We start from the raw sequence: 22,775 nt of genomic DNA on the forward strand, positions 1-22,775 counted from the left end.
CCCCTGAACATGCTATGGCTGGAATTCGCCTAAGGCTTCCGCAGCGAGATTGTTTATGACGGCATTGTCCATAGGCGGGTTATGCAGTCCTGCCCGGACATCCCGGTAATAGCGCTCGAGCGGAAGCGCCCGGGATAAGCTGGTTCCGCCAACGATTCGCATCGCAAGATCTACGATTTTGATGGCATTATTCGTCACGACATATTTGGCAAGACCAAGGTCCGCTTTCAGAGCGGGCCTGTTCTCTGTCTCCCGGTCCCAGCGGTCCGCAATGGCATACAGCATCGCATGCGATGTCCGCAGCGCAATTTCTATTTCCCCAATGGAATGCTGGACGGAAGGAATGGCGGCGATTGGCTTATCCATCGTATTTGGTTTGTACGAGCTGGCAAAGGAAAGAGCAAAGTCCCTTGCCGCCTGCGCAATCCCCAAATAAACAGCCGGAATATGAAGCATCCAGCCGGCGCCGTCATCCGAGCCTTTGCCTATAAGCCGGTTGGCAGTCGGGACAAAAGCCTGATCAAGGACAACATCATGGCTGCCTGTCGCACGCATGCCAAGCGTGTCCCAAGTCTCGATCAAGGAGACTTGCTCCCCCCGTTCGACGAGAAAATCTCCCGCGCAGTCTTCATCAGGAATATAGGCGGTGACTACAAACCGGTCAAGAATCGGCGACAGCGTGCTGAAGGTTTTGCGGCCGGTAATCAGCCACCCGCCTTCAATGGCTGTTGCCGTCGTCTCGGGCCTGCCTCCCCGGCTTGGGCTGCCGGAAGCTGCCTCGCTGGCGAAGGTATTTATCATCGCGCCGTCTCTGACGATAGCTTCGCATAATCTCGCAAAAACCGGCTCCGGCCATTTCCGGGTGGTCCGAAGATGAAGAATTTGACCGATATGCCAGCCAACCGCCAGAGCCGTTGAGCCGTCGCCATAAGCAAGACGCTCTTGCAGCATGACGAGCTCATACAGGGAGATTTCATCCCCGCCGTAAGCCCGAGGCACCGTAAGCTTCAAATACCCTGCCTCCCGCAAATCCGCGAAGTTATCAAAAGGAAAGGAGCCTTCCCGGTCATGCCGGGAAGCTCTTTCCGCAAAGCTTGCCGCCAGTTGCTCCGCTTGTGCCACAAGGGCTTTCTCTTTCTCGTTCCGAATATATTGATCGATCCATCTTGCCATCCGTTGTCCACTCCTCTCTCTCTTATTATAGCAATTAGCTAGAGGAAACAGGAAGCGTCAGGCATCGACTCGGATATGGCTGTTTGAAGCAAACCGGAATAGCCCTTTATCCGTTAATTTAAGCTCGGGTATGACCGGCAAGGCAAGGAAGGACAGGGTCAGAAATGGATTGAAGGTATCCGGAGCCCCAATCTCGCGAAGGGCTGCATACAGATTTTGCATCTCCGAATACACCTCCTCATAGCTCTGTTCGGATAGCAGTCCGCCAACGGGCAGGGACAAGGAAGCCAGGACTTGCCCATCCAAAGCAACGGCCAAGCCGCCGTTCATGGCAACAATATGCTCGATCGCGGTCCGCATATCCTCATCAGTGACGCCAGCACAAATGATATTATGCGAGTCATGGGCAACCGACGATACGATAGCTCCTTTGCGGAAGCCGAATCCTTTTACAATCGCAAGTCCGACATGGCCGGTCCCGTGATGCCTCTCAACGACCGCCAGCTTAAGCTGGTCTTGTTCAACCGAGGCGATAAACCTCTTTTCTTGATCCCTGCTTACTTCCTCCTGAAGATGACGGGTCACCAGCGAGTTCGGAATAATTCCGATGACATGGCAGCTGCCGGATTGAAGCGGAAGATGCAAGGAATCCGGCTGCAGAGGCTTCATTCCGTCACGGATAACGGCAGCAAGCGGATTGTTTGCGATAGCTGGGGAGGCCGCTTCAGGAAAAACCGCTTCATTAAGCTTACTATCTTTGAATACACAAACACCGTCCTTATAGACTTGCCGGATGGACAACTTATCCAGATCGTCAAGGATGAGCAGATCGGCTTTATAGCCTGGAGCAATTGCGCCTTGATGACGAAGGCCAAAGCATTCGGCCGCGTTTAAGGTTGCCATCCGCACGGCGGTAATGGGATCAAGTCCCTTGCTTACGGCCAGACGGATGCTGTAATCGACACTGCCTTCCTCCAGCAGATCATCGATTAATTTATCATCGGTTACAAACAGGCATCTTCGGCTGTTCTGTGGCGTAACGGCAGGGAGGAGAGCCTCCAGATCCTTGGCCACCGTCCCTTGGCGGATCATCAGGTACATGCCAAGCTCAAGGCGCTGCCGGGCTTCTTCCGCGCTTACGGCCTCGTGGTCCGTGCGAATGCCTGCGGCCATGTAGAGGTTTAATTGCTCGCGGGAAATGCCGGCAGCATGACCGTCCATATGCGCGGCATGATCATTGGCATCGGCCAATTTGCTAATCATGCCGGGACTTCCCGACGCTAGAGCGGGAAAGTCCATCACTTCGGCTAAGCCAAGCACCTTGGGATGCTCGTAGAATGGGCGGAGCTCCTCTGCTCCCAGCGCAGCCCCGCTTGTCTCGAAAGGAGTGGACGGCACGCAGGACGGCAGATTGACATAAATGTCGAGGGGAAGTCCCTCGGAATGGTCAAGCATGTACTGAATTCCCTCGCTGCCCATAACATTGGCCATCTCATGGGGATCGGTCACAACGGCGGTAACCCCATGCTGCAGGACTACCTTAGCGAACTCCCGCGGCGTAAGCATCGAGCTCTCAATATGTACATGACCGTCAATCAAGCCGGGAATAATCCATTGACCTGCCGCATCTATCACGGCCGCACCTTCGGCGTATTCGCCGATCCCCGCAATCCAGCCGTCCACGATGGCAATATCTCCGGATTGAATGCTGCCTGTAAAGACATTAACGATCTTCCCGTTTCGTATAATGAGATCCGCCGCCGCGCGTTTGGCTGCTACTTCGATTCGTCTGGATAACCGCTCTTTTGTATTCATGGTTCTATCTTCTCCTTTTTGTAATGAAATAAAAAAACTCCCGACTACCATCGATGCTGAAAGAAGCATGCTGGTAATCGGGAGTTTACGGTTCCCGGTAGAAACCCCCGGCCCGTATTGCCGAGGTTATACGCAATATTAGTATCTATTGTAGGGGATGAATAACGAAAATTCAAAGCATTATTTTTCTAATGCCGCGTGATCTATCCGTTCATCCATCTTGTGCATCAATTCCGGATCCTCGTACCAATCAAGCTTCTTATCAATCTGCTTGAGGTTTTTGTTCAAATCCTCGATCTGCTTCAGCACTTCCATTCTGTGATCGGCAAGCATCTTTTTACGCACGTCAACCGTGGCGGTTCCCTGCTTGCACCAATCGCTGTACTGCTTGATCTCCTTGATAGGCATCCCCGTTTCTTTCAGACAACAGATGAGGGAGACCCATTCCAGGTCCATCTCCGTAAAGATCCGGATGCCGGATTTATTGCGGGAGACAAAAGGGAGCAGGCCTTCTTTATCGTAATAACGGAGCGTGTGGGCAGACAATCCAAACTTGGTTGCAACCTCGTTAATCGTATAGTTCATTTTTTTCACCCTTATGGCTTGACTTAGAGTTAACTCGAAGGAGTAACCTCACTTTAGAACATTTGGCTGACATAATCAAGTGTTCAACTCTAGGGAGAAAAGGGGAAATGAACAATGGAAACAGCTCATAAAATCGCGCTGGTCACAGGAGGAAGCCGCGGCCTGGGACGCAACTCGGCCATTGCTTTATCGAAGAAAGGAATCGACGTGATCGTGACTTATCTGTCCCGCAAGGACGAAGCGGAAGAGGTCGTGAAGGAGATTGAGGCGAGCGGCCGCAAAGCGGCTGCGCTGCAGCTCGATGCCGGCAAGGTCTCTTCCTTTGACAGCTTTGCCGCACGACTGAGTGACACGCTGATGGAAAAGTGGGGCCGCGATCAATTCGACTTCCTGATCAATAATGCGGGCTTCGGCGTTCATGCAGGCTTTGATCAGACAACGGAAGAGCAGTTTGACAGTCTGGTGAGCGTTCACTTTAAAGGCGTGTATTTCTTGACTCAGAAGCTGCTTTCCCGGATCGCGGATCACGGCGGAGTAATTAATATTTCAACGGGACTGGCAAGATTTGTAGTTGAGGGATACAGCGCTTATGCCGCAATGAAAGGCGCGATTGAAGTGCTGACCAAATATATGGCGAAGGAATTGGGCAGTCGAGGTATTCGGGTCAATGCGGTTGCGCCGGGCGCAACGGCGACGGATTTCGGAGGCGGTCTGGTAAGAGATAATCAAGGAATGCGGGAGCAGCTTGGCTCGGTGACTGCATTAGGCCGCGTGGGAGAAGCCGATGATATCGGCGGTGTTGTAGCTGCTTTATGCACGCCGGAGCTCAGCTGGGTGAATGCGCAGCGCATTGAGGTGTCCGGCGGAATGCTGCTGTAAGAATGGAATAGCATAATTCTCATCTTTGGACTTATTGCTGGAGCCGGCTCGCAAGCCGGCTCCAGCTTCGTTTAATGAAGAATATGCGAAGGAATCTGGCCTTCCGGATATGGACCTTCCCATCCAAGATAATAGTGGCGGACCGGCTGCAAATCGTCATTGAGTTCATATACAAGAGGGATGCCCGTAGGGATGTTCAAATCCGCGATGCCGTCCGACGGAAGCCGGTCCAGGTATTTGACCAATGCCCGGAGCGTGTTGCCGTGCGCGGAAATAATAACCCGGCTGCCTGCGGAGATCGCCGGAGCGATCTCCGCATTCCAGTATCTTAATACGCGGGCTTCCGTGTCCTCCAGATTTTCCGTTAACGGAAATTCGCCGTCCTTAAGCTCCTTGTAACGAGGATCGGATACCTCGTAGCGCTCGTCGGTAATTTCCAGAGCGGGAGGGCGGATATCAACGGATCTTCGCCATAAATACACCTGGTCTTCTCCGTACTTAGCGGCCGTTTCGGCTTTGTTCAGCCCCTGCAAAGCGCCGTAATGACGTTCATTTAACATCCAGCTCTTATGCTCGGGAATCCATAACAGATCCATCTCTTGAAGGATGATCCAGAGCGTTCGGATCGCGCGCTTCAGAAGAGAGGTATAGGCGATGTCGAAGACATAGCCGTGTTTTTTTAATATTTTCCCGGCTTCTCTCGCTTCATCAAGCCCTTGAGTCGACAAGTCCACATCCGTCCAGCCTGTAAACCGGTTTTCCACATTCCATACGCTTTGTCCGTGGCGGATCAAGACGATTTTTTTCATGAGATGTCCTCCGTTCCATTGATTGCCTATCTCTATAATGTTTCCATTCCGATAAAAAAACAAGCTGACTCAACAGAAATTGAGCCAGCTTGTTATTTATTGGGCTTAATGTCCCTCCGCCGAGTCGACATGCTTCAGATGCTTATGGTTAACCGCGATGAGGACAACGGCTAGAATGACAAAGCCGCCGCCAATGTAGAACGGAGCATGGAAGTCGAACCATTCCGCGAATTTAACCGCATAGTAGGGAGCAAGCGCGCCGCCGATAAACCGAAGGAAGCTGTACGCCGCGGACGCCGTAGGGCGCTCAACCGGTGCGGCGTTCATAACCGCCGTCGTAATCAGGGTATTGTTTAAAGACATGTTCGTTCTATCCCTCTCTTTTAATAAATAGTGTAGGAAACGAACCTATCGTATAGGTATGTTAATCTTTACGTCAACGTTAACTTTGTGCTAATGATTTACGGGAAACGTTTTTAATTGCCAAATGAGATGTCACAAATAAAAGCCTCTTCCCGTTCTATTAGCAAAAGCGCGAAGAGGAGAGATCAAACATGAAAGAATGGACAGTTGTAGTGGTTGGCGGCGGGTATGCGGGGATTCATGCGATGAAAGCGGTATGGAAGCAGTGCGAGATACAAGCGGATGGCCGGAAGCTTCGACTCATCTTGATGGATCCGAACCCGTATCACTTGCGCAAGGTGCTGCTGTTCAAGCCGGCGGTGGGAACGGATTCGATCACGGTACCATGGAATCGGATCTTGCCGGAAGCATCCGAATTTGTGCAGGGCAAAGCGCGGCATGTGGATGCGGCAGAGAGCCTGCTGGAGTATGAGAATAGCGAAGGAAGGATAGAGCATCTCGCTTATGATGTTCTAGTCGTCTCGATCGGCAGCATAGCCCGCAAGACGGAAGCGGGGTTGGGAGGCATTGCCCTTGAGGGGATGGATGCGGCTGTACGGATCAGGGATCAGTGGATTCATAACATGGAGGCAGCGCTGCCCGAAAACAAGGAGGGACGAGAGCGTCTGCTCACGGCAGCAGTTGCCGGAGCCGGAATGACCGGCATTGAGACGGCTTCGGAGCTTGCCTTCGCCATGAGGGAGGAAGCGGCTCGGCGAGGGCTGAATCCGGAGGAAGTAAAAGTCCACTTACTGAATTCCCGGAATCGTTTATTCGAGGAAGGGCCGGTTAAGGCCAGCCGGAAGCTGGAGGAGGAGCTGGCGAAATGCGGGGTGTCCGTTCATCATCGGAATAAAGCCGTACGCGAGGAGAAGGGAAGCCTTTTGCTCTCTGACGGTTCAGCCCTTCCCGTCGGCCTCACCGTTTGGACGCTTGGCCTGATTCCCAATCCTGCGGTTCGCGCATTGGGGCTGCCGGTAACGGAGGACGGCAGGCTTATCGTGGACGAAGGCTATCGGGTCAAAGGCTCCCGGGGCGTGTATGCGATTGGCGACTGCGCGCATATCGTAGATCCGGATAGCGGTGAAGCCGCCCGCATGACCTGTAAGGAGGCAATCCCGCAGGCTCAGAGATTGGGCAAAATCATCGCCGCGGACAGAAGCGGCAGTCCGGCCCCCCGCCATAAACAGGTAATGGACGGCTTTACGATTGGACTGGGACCGGGGCGGGGCATCACATGGACGCGAAAGTGGGGCCTTGATATAATCATTTCGGGAAGCTTATCTTATAAAATCAAACGTTTTGTATGGGATTATGCGAGTATGCTGAAATCATAAGGAGCCATCATATGATTGAGCTGTATGAACGTTATAAAGGGCTGTTATTCGGCTTGGCCTATCAATTAACCGGCTCGGCCGCCGATGCGGAGGATGCGGTTCAGGATGTGTTCGTCAAGGTGCAGCATATAGATCCGGAGCGATTGCGGGAGCCTAAAGCCTATTTGTGCAAAATGATCACAAACCGCTGCCTGGATCATCTCCGCTCAGCAAGGATACGCCGGGAGCAATATATTGGTCCTTGGCTGCCGGAGCCTATAGCACAATACTATGACGACAGTCTGGAAGAAGTGGTCCGGCATGACCTGCTGTCGTACGCGATGTTAGCCCTGCTCGAGAGGCTGTCGCCTTCGGAACGCGCCGTATTCGTCCTGCGGGAAGCGCTTGGGTTCGACTATCCGGCTATTGCCGAATTAACGGGCAAAAGCGAGCAAAACTGCCGCAAGCTGATGAGCCGCTCAAGAGCGAAGATGGGAATTGCGGAAGAAGAGCTGCAAGCCGGAGGCTCCATTGAGCAGGCATGGATAAACCGGTTTGTCACGGCCTTATCCGAAGGCGAGGTTGATACCGTTCTGTCCATGCTGGCGGAGGATGTTGTGTTGATATCAGACGGAGGAGGCAAAATATCCGCAGCTGTCCGGCCTATCCAAACAAGGGAGCGGGTGGCGCAGTTCCTGCTTGGCATTTTCCGCAAACCGCAATGGGCGGGCAGTATGACGTTCGAGATGAGGCAGATAAACGGGGAACCAGCCTTCGTATTCCTGCAGGAAGGCGAGGTAGATTCGGTTGCGTTTCTTGAGCGCCGCGAAGGGATGCTGCAACAATTGTTTATTGTCCGCAACCCGGATAAGCTGAAGAGGGTATAAGGAGTGTAGGGATTACTAGAATAAAAGGAGCTAACACGAGTTGGAAAAAATAACCCCATTCTTGATGTTTCAAGGCCAAGCGGAAGAAGCCATGAACTATTATATTTCGTTAATTGAGGGCTCCGGGATTACGAGTATCGCCCGTTACGGTGCGGAGGGCCCTGGAGCGGAAGGCAGCGTGATGAGAGCAAGCTTTACTCTTAAAGGCCAGGCCTTTATGTGCATCGACAGCAACATCAAGCATGAGTTTACGTTTACCCCTTCGTTTTCCTTGTTCATGACCTGCGATTCGGAAGAGGAGATTGATCGCTTGTACGGAGCCCTGATGGATGGCGGACATGCGCTTATGCCGCTTGGAGACTATGGCTTCAGCCGGAAATTCGGCTGGCTTGCCGATAAGTTTGGCGTGTCCTGGCAGCTTACTCTGCCGCATCAAGAAGGTTAAGAAGAGGAGACTAACAAAAGAAACACGCCCTGAATCAGGGCGTGTTTCTTTTGTTAGGTTATTACTTCGCAACCGTTTCGCGGTTGAGGTATACCGTCTCGCCTGTGCGAGCCGATTCGTAAATCGCTTCCAAAATTTCTGTAACAACGAGTGCCTGCTCAGCTTTTACAACCAAATCCGTGTCGTTCAGGATTGCGTTGATCCATGCTGCGCATTCCACATCGATATCGCGATCCGAAGCGCCGTCATAGAAGGCTACGCCGCCAGCGGACAGGTCAACTTCTTTTACGAACAAGCGGCTGTTTTCTTCGCCGTTAATGCGGAGGCCGTTCTTCATGTCCGCGCCGCCTTCAGTACCGCAAAGCGTACATTTTGCTTCGTCGATGTCGAGCGTGTTCAGCGCCCAGCTTGCTTCAAGCGTAATCGTTGCGCCATTCTCCATCTTGATGAAGCCAACTGCTGAATCTTCTACCGTAAATTTCGCTGGATCCCAAGGTCCCCATGCGTTAGCGGCATTTTCTTTCGAACCAAGCTTATGGAAGACGGAGCCCGTTACCGATACCGGCTTGTAGTTATCCATCATCCACAGCGTCAGGTCAAGCGCGTGAGTACCGATATCGATAAGCGGACCGCCGCCTTGTTTCTCTTCGTCAAGGAATACGCCCCAAGTTGGAACCGCGCGGCGACGGATCGCATGAGCGCGTGCATAGTAGATTTCGCCCAGCTCGCCTTGCTCGCATACCTTTTTCAGGTATTGGCTGTCCGAACGGAAGCGGTTGTTGTAACCGATAGTGAGCTTTTTGCCTGTACGTTTTGCAGCGTCCAGCATCGCTCTTGCTTCAACCGCTGTCTTAGCCATCGGCTTCTCGCACATGACGTGCTTGCCGGCTTCAAGGGAATCTATCGTAATAAAGGAGTGGGAGTCATTAGGTGTTAATACATGCACGACATCGATCGATGGATCGGCAATCAGTTCACGGTAGTCGGCATACACTTTCGAGCCTTCCGTACCGTATTTTTGCTGTGCTTCAGCTGCGCGTTCTACTACAACGTCACAGAAAGCAACGATTTCAACGTTCTTGTTTTTGCTGAGTGCAGGGAGATGCTTGCCATTGGCGATACCGCCGCAACCGATGATACCAACCTTCAGTAATTTACTCATGTCCAGCCTCCGTTATAAGAGAAATTTGTTCATGCCCTTACTATAGGTTTGACCGATATTTGGAGTCAATAAGTCTGTGAAAATGTTCTCTTTTATGTCGTATAATTATAGTCGAAATGTCTTTATGTTCTAGTTTTACTTTGGTAAATGGTGTGCTACCTTAGAAATAAGTCGTAAATATGCAGTGAACACAAATATTTGATCTAAGGAGTGGACGTTCAATGATTAGAGTCGCAATGTTAAGCTACTGGCATGTACATGCATGGGATTATACGAAGGAGGCACAGGCTCATCCGAATACGCAAATCGTAGCGGTATGGGATGAGATTCCGGCGAGAGGCCAAGAGGCTGCAAACAAGCTGGAGGTTCCTTTTATCGCTAATCTGGATGAACTGCTTGCCAGAGAAGATATTGACGGTGTTATCGTGGATACGCCAACGAATATTCACCGCGAGGTAATGGTGAAAGCAGCGAAAGCCGGCAAACATATTTTCACGGAAAAAGTGTTGGCGCTTACAACTAAAGAGGTTAATGAAATCGTTGCGGCAGTTGAAGAAGCCGGCGTTAAGCTGACGGTATCGCTGCCAAGATTGAACGATTCGTATACAACTACCATTCAGAACGTGCTGGATACAGGCGCAATCGGAACCGTTACTATGGTCCGCGTACGCTTGTCCCATAACGGCGCAACCGCGAACTGGCTTCCGGAGCATTTCTACAATCTTGAACAATGCGGCGGCGGCGCGCTTATCGATCTGGGCTGCCATCCGATGTATTTGACCCGATTGTTCCTTGGCGAACTGCCTGTTCAGGTTCAAGCTTCGTATGGATATGTTACCGGCAAGGAAGTAGAAGATAACGCAATTTCGATCCTGACAACGGCAGGCGGCGCGCTGGGTATCGTAGAAGCCGGCTTTGTTAACGCGCATTCCCCGTTCACAATCGAGATCCACGGCACGGAAGGCTCGCTGCTCTACGGCACGCCGGATGCGCGCGTTCTCGTTCGCAGCAACAAGAATGGCGAATCGGATTGGACGGAAGTTGAACAAGCAAGCGGCCGCATTAAAGCGTTTGAGCAATGGGCAGAGCATATTCAAAACGATACAGTGGCTGTAGACAACATCCGCATGGCGCAGGAGCTGACGCTGCTGATGGAAGCTTCGAACCGTTCCGTAGCCGAGAAGCGGGCTGTACGTCTTGAAGAGATCCGCTAAACCTATGGCCGGCATGGAAGAACGGGAGCTTCTTGCGGAATCCGACAGCAAGGTAAATGCAAGACCGTATCCGTATGCCGTTATGAAAGAAAAGATGGATGCGCTTGAACGGCTTGATCTGCATTTCAGATGGGGGCGTTACGGCATTCGTGTCTTGAAGTGGCATCTGACCGATTTTAAACCCGGACAGCTGATCAAATTCCACAAGCATTCGGAATTCGAATTTCATTTTGTTCCCCGAGGCAAAGGAACGGTCACGCTGATCGACCATATTTACAAGTTAAACAGCGGCATGTTTTATTTGACCGGTCCGGGAGTCGTGCATCAGCAGACCGCAGACTCCAGGTCCGGAATGGATGAGCTGTGCCTGCATGTGGATATTACTCGCCTTCCCGAGGAAGCGGGCATGGAAGAATGGGGCTCGGAGTGGGAGAACAAGGAATCTGAAGCCTGCATTCAGGCGCTGATGGATTTTCCGCTTCGCCCGTTTATGGATCAGCATGATGCGATGTCCTGCTTCCTCCAGGCTTATCTGGCCTGGAGATCGGGAGAGCTTGGTGCTTATACGACCATCAGGCAGGCTCTTATTCAGATTCTGCTCCGTGCGGCCAAAGCAACCGTTGACCGCGAAGGTCAGCAGATGCTCCCGTCAAGGGATATTCAAGCCCACCGATTCGAGATGGCGCAGCAATATATTTACGACAATTATGCAAGGCCGCTAACGCTGCAGGAGGTTGCGGATCGTATTCAGATCAGCACCAGACAGCTGCAGCGTATCTTTCACCGCTACGGTGTCAGCTCGTTCAGCAGTTATTTGGAGGACTTCCGGCTTCAGCGTATTTGCGAAGAGCTTGTGGAGACCTCCAACACCGTTGAGTCGATTGCGGTAAATCATGGCTTCACGAACACGAACTATCTGTTCCAGGTGTTCAAGCGGAAGATGGGCATGACTCCGCTCGCTTATCGCCAGAGCCGCCAATCCGTGCAAATATAACAGTCAGGGGAGAACTCCGCCAAAGTCTTAGGACGCTGCGGGGTTCTCTTTTTGTTTAGCTGGTAGAGGCTGTCTCGGTGATGATGAATATTGCTATAGCCCTCAACCGCAAAACGTAATACCTTCCCAATAAAAGCGAAGCCGTTTGCGCTTGTGATATACTGAACCATGTAAAGTAACTTCGTAAGGAAACAAGGTGAACAGCTTGAATGACAGAATTGTAATGCCCGTGTGGATGCTGGGCTTGTTTGTCGTGGTGATGAATACGACCATGTTCAACGTCTCGGTACCAAGTATTATTCATGATCTAGACATTACCTCGGACCTTGGCTCATGGATCGTTTCCAGTTATTCGATCGGATATGCGTTATCGACGGTGATCTACAGCCGCTTATCGGATATTGCTCCAATCCGCAGGCTGGTTATGATCGGACTCCTCATATTAGGGCTCTCATCGGTGCTTGGCATCTTCGCCCATAGCTTTGCGCTGCTGCTGACGGCCCGGATTCTCCAGTCGGCTGGAGCCGGTACGATGGCAGGCCTTGGACTAGTCTTAGCGAGCCGATATATCCCTATTGAAAGAAGAGGCCGCGCCATCTCGATGATCGCTGCCGGCAGTGCGATGGCCTTTGGGCTTGGCCCGATCGTGGGCGGCGTGATCAGCGAATTTTTTGGCTGGAACGGCCTGTTTGTGGTTACTTGCCTCGTGCTCGTCATATTGCCGGTCTTGCTGAAGCTGCTGCCGAAGGAAGATCCGCAGCCGGCAAGCTTTGATTATGCAGGCGCCGCTTGGACCGTTATTAATGCGACTACGCTGCTAATAGCGGTAACGCAGCAATCTTTGATCTGGCTGCTTGCAAGCATCGTCACGATAGCGCTTCACGTTGTACATATCCGCAGATTAAAGGGCAAAGGAACCTTTGTGAATCCGGAAGTATTCCGCCAGCCCGGCTATAACCGGCTCCTTGTGGTTGGCTTCTGCCTGCTCATTATCAATCTGGGCAACCTGTTCCTGATGCCGCTGGTGCTGGCCAATCTGTTCCATAAGTCGGAGCTTCTGATTGGCTTCCTGATTGCTCCGGGGGCCATTCTATCGGCGCTGCTGACGCCATTTGTCGGAAGATGGCTGGACCGTTACGGCAATGTCCGGTTCCTGTTCATCGGGACGGTGATCCTGACGGCAGTGATGGCTTTGTTCATGACGGCTCTTGGGAACTCGCCATTCGTCATTATGGGCGGATATCTGCTGTTCTCGCCGGCCTTTTCGGCAACGCTGGCTTCGCTCAATAATCAGACCTCCAGCATTTTGCCCAAGCATTTGATTGGTTCCGGCATGGGGATGATGCAGCTTATTCAATTTTTCGGGGGATCGTTGTCGGTGGCGATCTGCGGGCTGCTGCTCCATAAGATGAGCAATCTTACGCTCGAGCATGCCTATAACCATGTGTACCAGCTGCTGTTCGTGTGCCCGATTATTGCCATTGTGATGCTCGGCTGGTATTACTCGTCCTATCGGAAAAGGGTACAGGCTCATAAGCTTGTTTAATCGTCATCCAGCATTCGCACATTCCAACCCTTACGCTGCCGCATTTCTAATAGCAAGAAGAGAATGCAGGAGGAATGATAGGAATGCTGCACAGCAAAAAGAAGAGGACTGCCACTTATACAACGGGGATATTGCGCCGCAATACAAATACGAATTATGCCATCGTGGATATGGTGAACCTGAACCGTTACGGAAGCCGAAAGGTTAAGGTACAGATCTATGACTGGTCGAACGGAACTCCGGTAGCATTGCCGGTATATCCATGTCGAACAGCCGTTACTGTAGAACCAAACCGGTCCACTTATACGTACGCGGATGTTTCGAAGGTCTCGTTCAAGTACGAGGTTCGTATTACCCGGGTAATAGACCCCAACCTGGTTAACAATGTCTTTGGTCTTAACAAGCTGTATTCCCCGCAATCGGCAATACGGTTCTGGAGAGAAATTTGATTAAGCTATATCGGAAAAAGTAAACGAAAAAAGGTCTGTCCCTGAAGCGGGACAGACCTTTTCGACTATTTTAGAAATATTTCTCCATAAGAATGGACAACATCTGAATGCCAACCTCGTTCTGCCCGCCTTCGGGAATGATGATGTCGGCGTACTTCTTGGACGGCTCGATGAACGCCTCGTGCATCGGTTTGACCGTCTTCAGATATTGATCATGAATGGATTGAATGGAGCGTCCGCGCTCTTCAATATCCCGCAGCACACGGCGCAATATCCGCACATCCGGGTCCGTATCCACGAATACTTTTATGTCGAGCATGGCCCGAAGGTTCTCGTCGGACAGAACATGAAGACCTTCGATAACGACAATCCTGCAAGGCTTAAGCTCAACTGTCTTGTCCTTGAATCGGGAATGCGTTGTGAAATCGTAGACCGGCGCCTCGGCGGCGCCTCCGGATTTCAGCTGCTTCAAATGCTCGACTAGCAAATCATTGTCGAAGACAAGAGGATGATCATAATTCAGCGCTTCACGCTCCGCGAACGTCAAATGGGGATGATCCTTGTAATAGTTATCCTGCGAGATGAAGGTCACCTTCTCCGCGCCAAGACGTTCAATAACCGAACGCGCCACGGATGTTTTTCCCGAACCGGTGCCGCCGGCAATACCAATAATAAGCATAGTTGTTCTTAAATCCTCCTAATGTGAAAGCCCATCAATTCCAGTATTGTATCACAGTGTAGCTCGAAAAACATCTGTGCGGCTGCTGTGATTATTTAGGATGCCAAAAGCTTTTTTATTGCTGCTGTAGAGGGATTTGAAGACTTCGAAATAGGTGTCATAGATTGCTTTATTCTGAGGATTGGGCTTGTAGGCTGCCCGAACCTCAATCAAGCTCTTTGCTTCGTCTATATTCGAGAGCAGGCCAAGCCCTACGGCGGCCATCACGGCTGCTCCGACCGCTCCGGCATTTTGCGGACTGTCGACCGTCTCGATCGTTCGTCCAAGAATATCGGCAAGAATCTGACAGGTGAGCGGGGCAAGAGCTCCTCCCCCAACGAAGCGAATCGCCTCGGAGGTCTTGATCTTCCGCTCCTGCGATTCCATCTGCCATCTCAGATGATAGCAGATGCCTTCCAGCACGGCATGGATGAGTTCGGTTTTCCCGGTTTCAAGGCTGATATTGAAAAATAGCCCCCGCGCATTCGAATCCTCGAACGGACAGCGGTTACCATGCAGCCAAGGCGTGAAGATGACGCCATTGCTGCCGGCGGGAACATCCTTGATGGCGTGCATCATGTAGTCGTACAAGCTGCGGTACATCGTTTCCTGGGATTCGGAGATTTGCTTCTTCTCCAGGTAAATGCCGATTTCATCGAGAGCAAGATGATTTTTGACCCATTCCAGACATTTGCCCGCCGTCTCCAGCTCGCAGAAATAATGGTAATGCTGCGGTCTTGCGCCAACGATTGAAGCGATCATGCTGGTTGCGTCAATAATCTGCCGGTTAACGACCGTGGATACCCAGCCGGACGTGCCGAGGTAAATATGCGTATCGCCTTCCGCAACGGCACCTGCTCCCACCCCGATGAGGGAGGCGTCGCCGCCCCCGCCAAACACGGGAGTACCCTCGGCCAGCCGAAGCTCCAAAGCGGCTTCCGCCGTTAACAATCCTGCCTTGGCGGTAGAGCGGATAACCTTGGGGAAATGGTCGGGATTAACGCCAAACATTCGGCACATTTCTTTGCTGAACCGGCCATTTCGCGCATCGTACAGCAGGGTGGCATAGGCTGTGTCCTCGGTCATGACAAATTCGCCCGTGCATTTAAAGAGAAGGTATTCCTTGACATCCAGCCATTTGTGGACGCGGCGGAATACATTTGGCTCATGGCGCTGCACCCATTTGTATTTCCAGACGGGATCCTTCACGCTGGCCGGAACGGCGCGCGTAATGGCAAGCGACTTAAGCAGCTTGAAGATGTTAGCCCCAGCTATCCGTATACCATGCATGATCCCTTTGCGGTGCTCTTCGGCTGCGCGTGTATCCATATAACTCATGGCTTTACGGACGGGAAGTCCTTTGTCGTCGACCAGAACCAGGCCCTGCATCTGGGCACAGAAGGAAATCCCGCCAATCTGCGATGCCGGGAGAAGGCTGGCCTGCAGCACTTGCTCCGTTGTCTGGCGCATCGCGTGCCACCAGTCTGCCGGATCCTGCTCCGCTCCGCCATTATCCAGAATCGTGAGCTCATAGCTATGCAATGCGCTTGCGATAAGCTTAATGGAATGGGACAGATGATATAGGCATGTCTTCACGCCGGAAGTTCCTACATCATAAGTGAGCACGTAAGCACTCATCGTTTGCACCTGCCTTTACATGGGCTTTGTATCTGCATCCTTGTTGGCGGAGGCCTGATAGGATGATTCTTGAATGCGAAGCGTTACGGGCAGCAGGATGGCAGTCAGCAGCACAAACAGCAGCATAGGCCAGACGATGGAATTCAAAGCCTCATTCAATACTTCAAAGAAGTAAACAAAGGCGATTCCCGATACTTGACCCATCAGCAGGATCATGCCGAGCGAGGTGCCTTCTTGTATGGGATAAGCGACCTCCGTGCCATGCTGGAACAAGATGGGAGCGACTCCCATAATCGCGAAGCCGGCAAGTCCGGCAATAATGGCAACCGGAACAGTCTGTTCGGCAAACGTTAGTCCCGCATAAGCAGGGATAAGCAGGGTAATGGCCGCGATAAAAAACGGCGCTCTGATCCGGTATTTATCGGATAGAATCGGAAGAACAACGGCACCTATTATGCCGGCGACAATAAATACGGCGCCAACGAGTCCGGCCTCCTCGGATGAAAACCCCCGGGGGAGAAGTATGGTTTCAAGCAAGGTGAGGATGGTATTGAAGATTCCAATCGAAATGAAGCTGATGAATAAGATGAGGAAGTAGCTTTTGTTCGCCAGAAGAAGTCGGATTGATTCGAAACGCGAAACCTCTTGACGGGAAGCGGCAACGGTGCGGGGAGCGGGAGGTTTCGCAGGTGTAAAGGCAGCGGCGAGACAAGCGGCGGCAACGGCAACAACCGCAAACCATGTGAAGAGAGCAGGGATGCCGGAGGCTTCCGCAATGGCAGGAGCGAGGGCCATCGGCACGATAAAGCCGATATATTGAGCCAGCGTCAGAATGCCCGCTGCGGTTGACCTCTCCTGAGGCGGGAACCACTCCGATGCCACTTTTGTCGCGATGTTAAGAAGAAACGGCTGACCGATCGCCAGTATGAACTGGAAGATCAGGACAAGCGTGAAATTCTCCGCAAATATGGCGCGCAAGAGTCCAAACACGGCCGTTAAGCCGGCGCCGATCAATAAAGAGGACTTGTAGCCCCATTTGTCGATGACCCAGGACGCGGGCAGGGAGAACAAAATAAACATGATCATAAAGCTCATGGAGCAAAGCGTGATGGACATGCTGCTTACCCCGTAGTAATCCTCGGCAAGACTCGAGATCGGCGCGAGCGAGAGCCACATCATCTCGGTGGATACGATGACCGGCACAATTGATAAAAGAATGATCCATTTCATCGCGGAATGATCGATTCTTTTAATATAAATTCCACCTTTCGGCTAGGAGATAACGGCGGCTTGCTTCGAATATTTCTTCAAATAAACAAAGCGCATCAAGAGGCTTTCCAGGTAGTGAATCGGCTTGACTTGGCCAAGAAGCTTGGCTCCGATATGAGCCTTGCAGTTCTTCTCCAGCACCATGCCTGCGGCAATCGCATCCTCAAACGTGCTGCCGCAGCATAAAGCACCCATTCCCCGGACCAGCGCGGCAGAGGATTTCTTTAGGGCAGATGATACCTCCGCGGGAGAGAGCTCGACACTCTTCGCCGATGTGCCGATCAGCTGAGCGAAATCATCCAGCAGCGGCTTTAGCGGCTTACCGGTTAGGGAATATGCCTTGACTTCAGGAATGCCGCTCCAACGAATATGATGAATCCCCTTATGCGAGCGGTAGATTTGCTGATAAACCCAGGCTTCCTCCGGCATGGCGCCGTCAAGCTCGTCATAGCGGACCTGGATCTCGGAGCCGGCATCGTCAAAGAGAACAAAACCGTCCTCCAGCCTTCGGCTGTGATAGAGCTTGCTTTCTGCTGGTGTTCCATCATGGGATGAGGCGGAAGCGGGAGCGGAAGAACCAAGTCCCAAGGCAAAGCGGCTTATCTGGGCAGGGTCAGCCAGGGACTCTCCGGTTAAGGTTTTATACGTGTCGTCGAGATATTGCCGGCAGGCTTGATCAAGCTCCAGGGCGGCTTTGAATGCTTCCGCGTCATTTGCGCCGTAACAGACCGCCCCGTGATTTTTCATAATAATAGCCTGATTATTGGTATGGGCGAGAGCCTTGGCAACGTTGCGCTGCAGCTTCTTGGTGCTTGGGAGGGCATAAGCTCCGCACAAGACCTGACCCGCCAATAGGCCAACGTCAACCGGAATGGCATTCACATGACAGGCACTTATAACGGATGCGTATTCCTGATGGGTATGAATGACGAAATGCACATCCGGGAAACGCTTGTAGACTTCCGCATGCACGCCTTTCTCGGAAGAAGGCTTGATTGTGCCGCTGTAGCTGCAGTCGGAGATCCGGACGGTCACGATATCTTCCGGCGTCAGAGACCCGTAATCCCGGCCGCTTGGCGTAATGACAAATTGCCCGCCGTCAATGCGATGGCTTACGTTTCCCCAAGTGCGGGCAATCAGCCCGGTATCCATCAGCTTAATCCCAGCCTCAATTACGCGTCGTTTGGCATCTTCCACAGCCGTCATAAACGTCCTCCTTAAATTCCGATCAAGGCCACATTTTCGAAAATACGATCGAAGCGCACAAGCACATCGTCAATCATTTCTTCCGTATAAGCCCCGCTGGTGTACAGCCGGCTTCCTGCCAGCGTTACGATGCCTTCGGCCATATAGGCGGCGCCCATATGCTCCATTTCCTTCTTGCGCTTGGAGGTTTCGGACAACACCTTCGGAATCTGCCAGGGCTTCGACCAGTTGATGGCAAAATGCATGGTGCCTACCGTCTCGAGATGGCAGATGGACCCTTGGTTAAAAGCAACAAACGGGAGCTTGTATTTGCTGATCAGGGTTTGCAGTCCCGCCGTCAGCCGGTCGGCCATTTGTCCCGATCTTGGGATGGCGTTCGTCCGCTCAATCTCGCATAGGGTGTAATAGCCTGCCACGCAGCTCAGCGGATTAGCCGCCATCGTACCGCCGATAAGCGCTTTCTTATGCTTGCTGCCGGCTTCGATGCCCGCGGACAAATATTTTATATACTCCCTCTTGCCGCCGAGGCCGCCTGCACCCGGATAACCGCCGGCGACTACCTTGCCGAAGATCGTCAGATCCGGCGACACGCCGTAATAGCCTTGTGCTCCAGACATTCCAATTCGGAAAGCGGTTACCACTTCGTCGAAGATCAGGAGTGAGCCGTATTTGCGGCACAACTGCTCGACGCCTTTATTAAACACCAAATCGACCGGCCTAGTGCCGCTCTCCGGCCCAACAGGCTCGATCAGAACGGCTGCCGTGCCGCCGCGCAGCTGATTGAACTTCAGTTTTCTCTCCAAATCCTGCAGATCATTCGGGAAAAACTCCTGCGTATGCTTGAAGATATAGCGAGGAACACCATGCGCCTGCGTCCATTTGGAGCCGGGGATCCGAATGCCGTAAGCAAGCTGGTCGCTCCAGCCATGATAGGCTCCGCCCATCTTAATAATCTTTTTCTTCCCGGTGGCAAGGCGTGCAACCCGGATAGCCGCCATGCAGGCTTCGGTGCCGGAGCCCAGCATGCGGAACATCTCGACGGTGTCGATGCTGTCGGCGATCTTTTTGCCTAATTTATATTCGTATTCATGGAAAAGCCCGGTAGAGGGACCGCAGTCGTTCAGCAGCTCAATGACCTTCTCGCGTACTTCAGGAGGGTTGCTGCCAAGCACTGTCGGACCGCCCGCCTGCAGAAAATCATAATAACGGTTGCCGTCGATATCGTAGAGGTAGGCGCCCTCGGCCTTTGTAAATACAAGCGGGAACGGATGGTTAAAGGCCAGATTATGCTGCACGCCGCCGGGAATAACATCCTTGGCAACGTCGATCATTTCTTTCGATTTCACGCATTTCGCTTCAAAATAATCCTCTTCATACTGCTTCAGAGCATCGGGCTTGATCGAATAAATCGGCTGCCGGATAAGATGATCAAGCTGGCTGGTCACTGCCTTGACATCGGGATAGCGGGAAATCGAAAAGGTCCGTTCCATATGTACCTACCTTCCATCATCCGTTATAAAATTATGAATATTTCGAATTTACTTCTAATTCAAGTATATATAAACGGTTCGAAAGAAGGAACCGGTTTAGGTAATATCTCACAAAAATATGCAATAGAATTAATGCTTTTCTACTAAATTTTGTTCCGTTTAAGCGCTTGGAAGGAAGCTGCATCAAAATAAAACCGGAAGCCTCGCAGCTTCCGGTTGGTTCGTTCGTATGGGGGGTTATCTCAACAACCCGCTGAGGATAAACTGCTCGTGGACCTCCGCGTATTGCTCGGTGACGGCTGCTTTTGCCGCGGCGATATCGCCGCTCTTAATGGCCTCGTAGATCCGGCGGTTCGTTTGCGCGGACCGGCTGGGGCGGTATTGCGGATATTTTTTGCGGTAGTATACGGTATAAAAAACATAGCGCCCGCGGTAGAGCTCCATAATCTGCAGCATGCTGTCGTTATGAATGGTGCGAAGGATCGTCTCCGTGAATTGGAGGGTGCTGTTGTAATAGCTGTAGAAATCACTTTGTTCCATGGCAAGCTGCTGCTGATCGAGAAGCTGGCCAAGCGCATGTACGTCAAAGGCAAGCTTGCGTTTCAGGGCAGTGTCCAGCACGAACAGCTGCATAGAGACGAGCACCTCGTACATTTCACTGAAATCATGGGCGGATATATCCTTTATCATAACCCCTCGCCCTCGAAAGGTTCCCACGAGTCCTTCGCGTTCCAGCAAGGAGATGGCCGCTCGAATTGGCGTTCTGCTCATGCCCAGCTGACCGGCAAGCTCATTTTCCGATAACATGGAGCCCGGCATGTATTCCGCACGCATGATCTGCTCCCGAATTTCACGGTAGGCGACGGTTTCCAGAGAAGTTGAAGACATAGTGTATTTTCCTTTGTCTGTTTTTAATCTTATAGTAACAAAACCATCAGGACTTGGAAACACTGCAACGCGGAGGCACTAATTCTGTTATTTAATCTCAAAGATTGAATCAATAATCACCGGAAGATTGTCTCTTAAGGAATTAGCTCCAAGGACAGAGCGGCTATGAATGCCTTTGTCTCCAAAAACCTCACGCATAAGATTCGAGCAGCCGTTAAGTACGAGGTGATGCTGCTCGAATGAAGGGTCAGCGTTAATGAAGCCCTGCAGCTTAACGACACGAGCCACGCGGTCCAAGCTGCCCAAAGCTTGGCGGACAACAGCGATAATCTCAATCCCCGTGCTGCGGGCAAATTGATAGCCCTCTTCCGTTGTGTATGCTTCTCCGAGTTTCCCTTTGGGTTTTCCGGACGGCCCTTTGCCCGAAACAAAAAGCAGGGAGCCGACCATAACGCAATTCGTGTAGTTAGCAGCCGGATCACTCGCTTCGGGAAGAGAAATCCCAAGTTCAATGAGTCGTTCCTCTACGCTTGTACTCATCGTAACGCCTCCCAATCTTTTATGTACGTCCTTTACTTCACCTGTCCAATAGATAGGCTGACTTTATAATTGCCGTACGTCAGCAGCTCATCGAGAAAATCGGTCAGCTCCAGCTGCGAGCCAACGCGGACACGCATCCAATAGCAGCCTTCCCCGCTGACGCGATGTGTCTCTGCCACATGTCTGCTGCTGCTTGCGAAGGCTTGGAAGGCCTGATGAGCCGTGCTTGATTTCATAAAGACAGTGACGAAGGCATGGACGGTCAAGCCGATTTTCTCCGGATTCCAATTAACGGTCGTGCCCTCAATAATGCCAAGATCCTGCAGCTTGCGGACGCGGGCCCCTACAGCTTGGCCGGTTAGATGAACCTGCTCCCCGATCGACTTATGGGACTGGCCGGCATCTGCAATTAAGCAGCTCAAGATTTGCTTGTCGATTTCATCAATTCCGTATGAGCTAGACATGTCGGAAGAAATCCTTTCATTGTGAAAATAAAAGCGGTTATTTCATTTCATGCGGTTATTCGAATGCATGAAGGCTTATTTTATAATTGTATCAGACTCGATTAGAAAAGAGGGAACGAATATGAATCTTCAATTGGTCCGGCATGCCACCTTATGGGTGGAATATGCAGGAGTGCAATTTCTTGTAGATCCGATGCTCAGTGAAGCCGGAGCGAATCCGCCAATTAACAATTCGACGAATGACCGCCGGAATCCGCTGGTGCCGCTGCCCGTTCATGCGGAAGAGCTGCTGCAGCCGGATGTTATTCTCGTTACGCATCTTCACCCCGATCACTGGGACTCTGCCGCAGCAGAGATTTTGCCCAAGAATACGCCTCTTTATTGCCAGCCGGGAGACGCGGCGAGCATCACCGGCCAGCAGTTCTCTAACGTGACGGAGATCGGAAAGTCCGTTCATTATAAAGGCATTTCGATCTCGAGAACAAGCGGACGGCACGGTACGGGCGAGATCGGGAAAATGATGGGGCAGGTATCCGGCTTTGTCCTTCAAGCGGAAGGCCATCCGACATTATACATCGCAGGAGATACCATCTGGTGTGATGAGGTGAAGCATGCGCTGGAAAGCTTCCGGCCGAATGTGACGGTTGTTAATGCGGGAGGCGCGCAATTTGCGGTTGGCGATCCCATTACGATGAACGCGGAAGACGTCATTCAAGTGTGCCGTTACGCGCCTTCGGCCAAGGTGGTTGCCGTTCATATGGATACGATCAATCACTGTCTGGTGACTAGAGCAGATCTCGCCCAAGCGTTAAGCGCAAAAGGGCTTCTGAACCAGGTTCTTATCCCTGCTGACGGCGAGAGCGTAATGATAGACAAGTAATGTTCA

The 22,775-nt window shown here is 51.9% G+C and carries 22 protein-coding genes, 1 pseudogene and 1 riboswitch; of the genes and pseudogenes, 9 read left to right on the top strand and 14 right to left on the bottom strand.

Annotation, left to right across the window (positions count from 1 at the left end; translation table 11 throughout):
- Nucleotides 1-12 precede the first annotated feature (12 nt).
- The 3 genes from M3194_RS06175 to M3194_RS06185 form a co-directional block, all read right to left on the bottom strand.
- Entirely contained in the window at nt 13-1,173 is a 1,161-nt protein-coding gene (locus M3194_RS06175; RefSeq protein WP_251652509.1) for an acyl-CoA dehydrogenase family protein, read from the bottom strand.
- 57 nt (nt 1,174-1,230) lie between these two features.
- Nucleotides 1,231-2,988, bottom strand: coding sequence for an adenine deaminase (gene ade, locus M3194_RS06180; RefSeq protein WP_251652511.1), 1,758 nt, complete (start codon nt 2,986-2,988; stop codon nt 1,231-1,233).
- 54 nt (nt 2,989-3,042) lie between these two features.
- Nucleotides 3,043-3,140: riboswitch (purine riboswitch) on the bottom strand.
- A 28-nt stretch (nt 3,141-3,168) separates the two neighbouring features.
- A complete protein-coding gene (locus M3194_RS06185; RefSeq protein ID WP_251652513.1) occupies nt 3,169-3,573 on the bottom strand; it encodes a MerR family transcriptional regulator in 405 nt (134 codons plus the stop codon).
- A gap of 114 nt (nt 3,574-3,687) precedes the next feature.
- On the opposite strand from M3194_RS06185, the gene M3194_RS06190 reads away from it, so the two are divergent.
- Nucleotides 3,688-4,452 (top strand): SDR family NAD(P)-dependent oxidoreductase, encoded by a 765-nt coding sequence (locus M3194_RS06190; RefSeq protein ID WP_251652515.1) that lies wholly within the window; start codon nt 3,688-3,690, stop codon nt 4,450-4,452.
- A gap of 71 nt (nt 4,453-4,523) precedes the next feature.
- On the opposite strand, the gene gpmA is transcribed toward M3194_RS06190, so the two are convergent.
- On the bottom strand, nt 4,524-5,261 hold the full coding sequence (gene gpmA, locus M3194_RS06195) for a 2,3-diphosphoglycerate-dependent phosphoglycerate mutase (RefSeq protein WP_251652517.1): 738 nt from the start codon (nt 5,259-5,261) through the stop codon (nt 4,524-4,526).
- A gap of 105 nt (nt 5,262-5,366) precedes the next feature.
- Nucleotides 5,367-5,615, bottom strand: a pseudogene (locus M3194_RS06200) (MFS transporter); the annotation flags it as partial.
- Nucleotides 5,616-5,815: 200 nt separating this feature from the next.
- Here M3194_RS06200 and M3194_RS06205 point away from each other — a divergent pair.
- The 3 genes from M3194_RS06205 to M3194_RS06215 are packed head-to-tail and all read left to right on the top strand — an operon-like array spanning nt 5,816 to nt 8,311.
- Complete coding sequence (locus tag M3194_RS06205) at nt 5,816-7,000, top strand: NAD(P)/FAD-dependent oxidoreductase (RefSeq protein ID WP_251652519.1); 1,185 nt, start codon at nt 5,816-5,818, stop codon at nt 6,998-7,000.
- A gap of 11 nt (nt 7,001-7,011) precedes the next feature.
- A complete protein-coding gene (locus M3194_RS06210; RefSeq protein WP_251652521.1) occupies nt 7,012-7,866 on the top strand; it encodes an RNA polymerase sigma-70 factor in 855 nt (284 codons plus the stop codon).
- Between the two features lie 40 nt (nt 7,867-7,906).
- Nucleotides 7,907-8,311: a VOC family protein gene (locus M3194_RS06215; protein WP_251652523.1), complete on the top strand. Its 405-nt coding sequence runs from the start codon at nt 7,907-7,909 to the stop codon at nt 8,309-8,311.
- 61 nt (nt 8,312-8,372) lie between these two features.
- Here M3194_RS06215 and M3194_RS06220 read toward each other — a convergent pair whose 3' ends face one another.
- Nucleotides 8,373-9,473 carry a Gfo/Idh/MocA family protein gene (locus M3194_RS06220; RefSeq protein WP_251652525.1) on the bottom strand — a complete coding sequence of 367 codons (1,101 nt, stop codon included), beginning with the start codon at nt 9,471-9,473 and terminating at the stop codon, nt 8,373-8,375.
- Nucleotides 9,474-9,694: 221 nt separating this feature from the next.
- Between M3194_RS06220 and M3194_RS06225 the strand changes: the two genes are divergently transcribed.
- The 4 genes from M3194_RS06225 to M3194_RS06240 all read left to right on the top strand — a co-directional run bounded on the left by M3194_RS06225 (nt 9,695) and on the right by M3194_RS06240 (nt 13,676).
- Nucleotides 9,695-10,687 carry a Gfo/Idh/MocA family protein gene (locus tag M3194_RS06225; RefSeq protein ID WP_251652527.1) on the top strand — a complete coding sequence of 331 codons (993 nt, stop codon included), beginning with the start codon at nt 9,695-9,697 and terminating at the stop codon, nt 10,685-10,687.
- On the top strand, nt 10,671-11,681 hold the full coding sequence (locus tag M3194_RS06230) for a helix-turn-helix domain-containing protein (RefSeq protein WP_311289840.1): 1,011 nt from the start codon (nt 10,671-10,673) through the stop codon (nt 11,679-11,681). The genes M3194_RS06225 and M3194_RS06230 overlap by 17 nt, the downstream gene beginning before the upstream one ends.
- 196 nt (nt 11,682-11,877) lie before the next feature.
- The gene (locus M3194_RS06235) at nt 11,878-13,227 is read left to right on the top strand and encodes an MFS transporter (RefSeq protein ID WP_251652529.1); all 1,350 of its coding nucleotides are present in this window, start codon (nt 11,878-11,880) and stop codon (nt 13,225-13,227) included.
- Between the two features lie 83 nt (nt 13,228-13,310).
- Entirely contained in the window at nt 13,311-13,676 is a 366-nt protein-coding gene (locus M3194_RS06240; protein WP_251652531.1) for a hypothetical protein, read from the top strand.
- Between the two features lie 70 nt (nt 13,677-13,746).
- Here M3194_RS06240 and udk read toward each other — a convergent pair whose 3' ends face one another.
- The 8 genes from udk to M3194_RS06280 all read right to left on the bottom strand — a co-directional run bounded on the left by udk (nt 13,747) and on the right by M3194_RS06280 (nt 21,889).
- Entirely contained in the window at nt 13,747-14,355 is a 609-nt protein-coding gene (udk, locus tag M3194_RS06245; RefSeq protein ID WP_251652532.1) for a uridine kinase, read from the bottom strand.
- Between the two features lie 51 nt (nt 14,356-14,406).
- Nucleotides 14,407-16,032 carry a xylulokinase gene (locus tag M3194_RS06250; RefSeq protein WP_251652533.1) on the bottom strand — a complete coding sequence of 542 codons (1,626 nt, stop codon included), beginning with the start codon at nt 16,030-16,032 and terminating at the stop codon, nt 14,407-14,409.
- A 15-nt stretch (nt 16,033-16,047) separates the two neighbouring features.
- Nucleotides 16,048-17,262, bottom strand: a complete 1,215-nt coding sequence (locus M3194_RS06255; RefSeq protein WP_251652535.1) for an MFS transporter — start codon at nt 17,260-17,262, stop codon at nt 16,048-16,050.
- Between the two features lie 42 nt (nt 17,263-17,304).
- Entirely contained in the window at nt 17,305-18,507 is a 1,203-nt protein-coding gene (locus M3194_RS06260; protein ID WP_251652537.1) for a class II aldolase/adducin family protein, read from the bottom strand.
- Nucleotides 18,508-18,518: 11 nt separating this feature from the next.
- A complete protein-coding gene (locus M3194_RS06265; protein ID WP_251652538.1) occupies nt 18,519-19,997 on the bottom strand; it encodes an aspartate aminotransferase family protein in 1,479 nt (492 codons plus the stop codon).
- Between the two features lie 237 nt (nt 19,998-20,234).
- Entirely contained in the window at nt 20,235-20,885 is a 651-nt protein-coding gene (locus M3194_RS06270; protein ID WP_251652540.1) for a GntR family transcriptional regulator, read from the bottom strand.
- A gap of 87 nt (nt 20,886-20,972) precedes the next feature.
- Entirely contained in the window at nt 20,973-21,425 is a 453-nt protein-coding gene (locus M3194_RS06275; protein WP_251652542.1) for a RidA family protein, read from the bottom strand.
- Nucleotides 21,426-21,457: 32 nt separating this feature from the next.
- Nucleotides 21,458-21,889 (bottom strand): Lrp/AsnC family transcriptional regulator, encoded by a 432-nt coding sequence (locus M3194_RS06280; protein ID WP_251652544.1) that lies wholly within the window; start codon nt 21,887-21,889, stop codon nt 21,458-21,460.
- Nucleotides 21,890-22,010: 121 nt separating this feature from the next.
- Here M3194_RS06280 and M3194_RS06285 point away from each other — a divergent pair, with 121 nt between their 5' ends.
- Nucleotides 22,011-22,769, top strand: a complete 759-nt coding sequence (locus M3194_RS06285) for an MBL fold metallo-hydrolase (protein WP_251652546.1) — start codon at nt 22,011-22,013, stop codon at nt 22,767-22,769.
- Nucleotides 22,770-22,775: the final 6 nt, after the last annotated feature.

Origin of the sequence: Paenibacillus glycanilyticus, from assembly GCF_023715145.1 — a bacterium.
GTDB classification, from domain to species: domain Bacteria; phylum Bacillota; class Bacilli; order Paenibacillales; family Paenibacillaceae; genus Pristimantibacillus; species Pristimantibacillus glycanilyticus_A.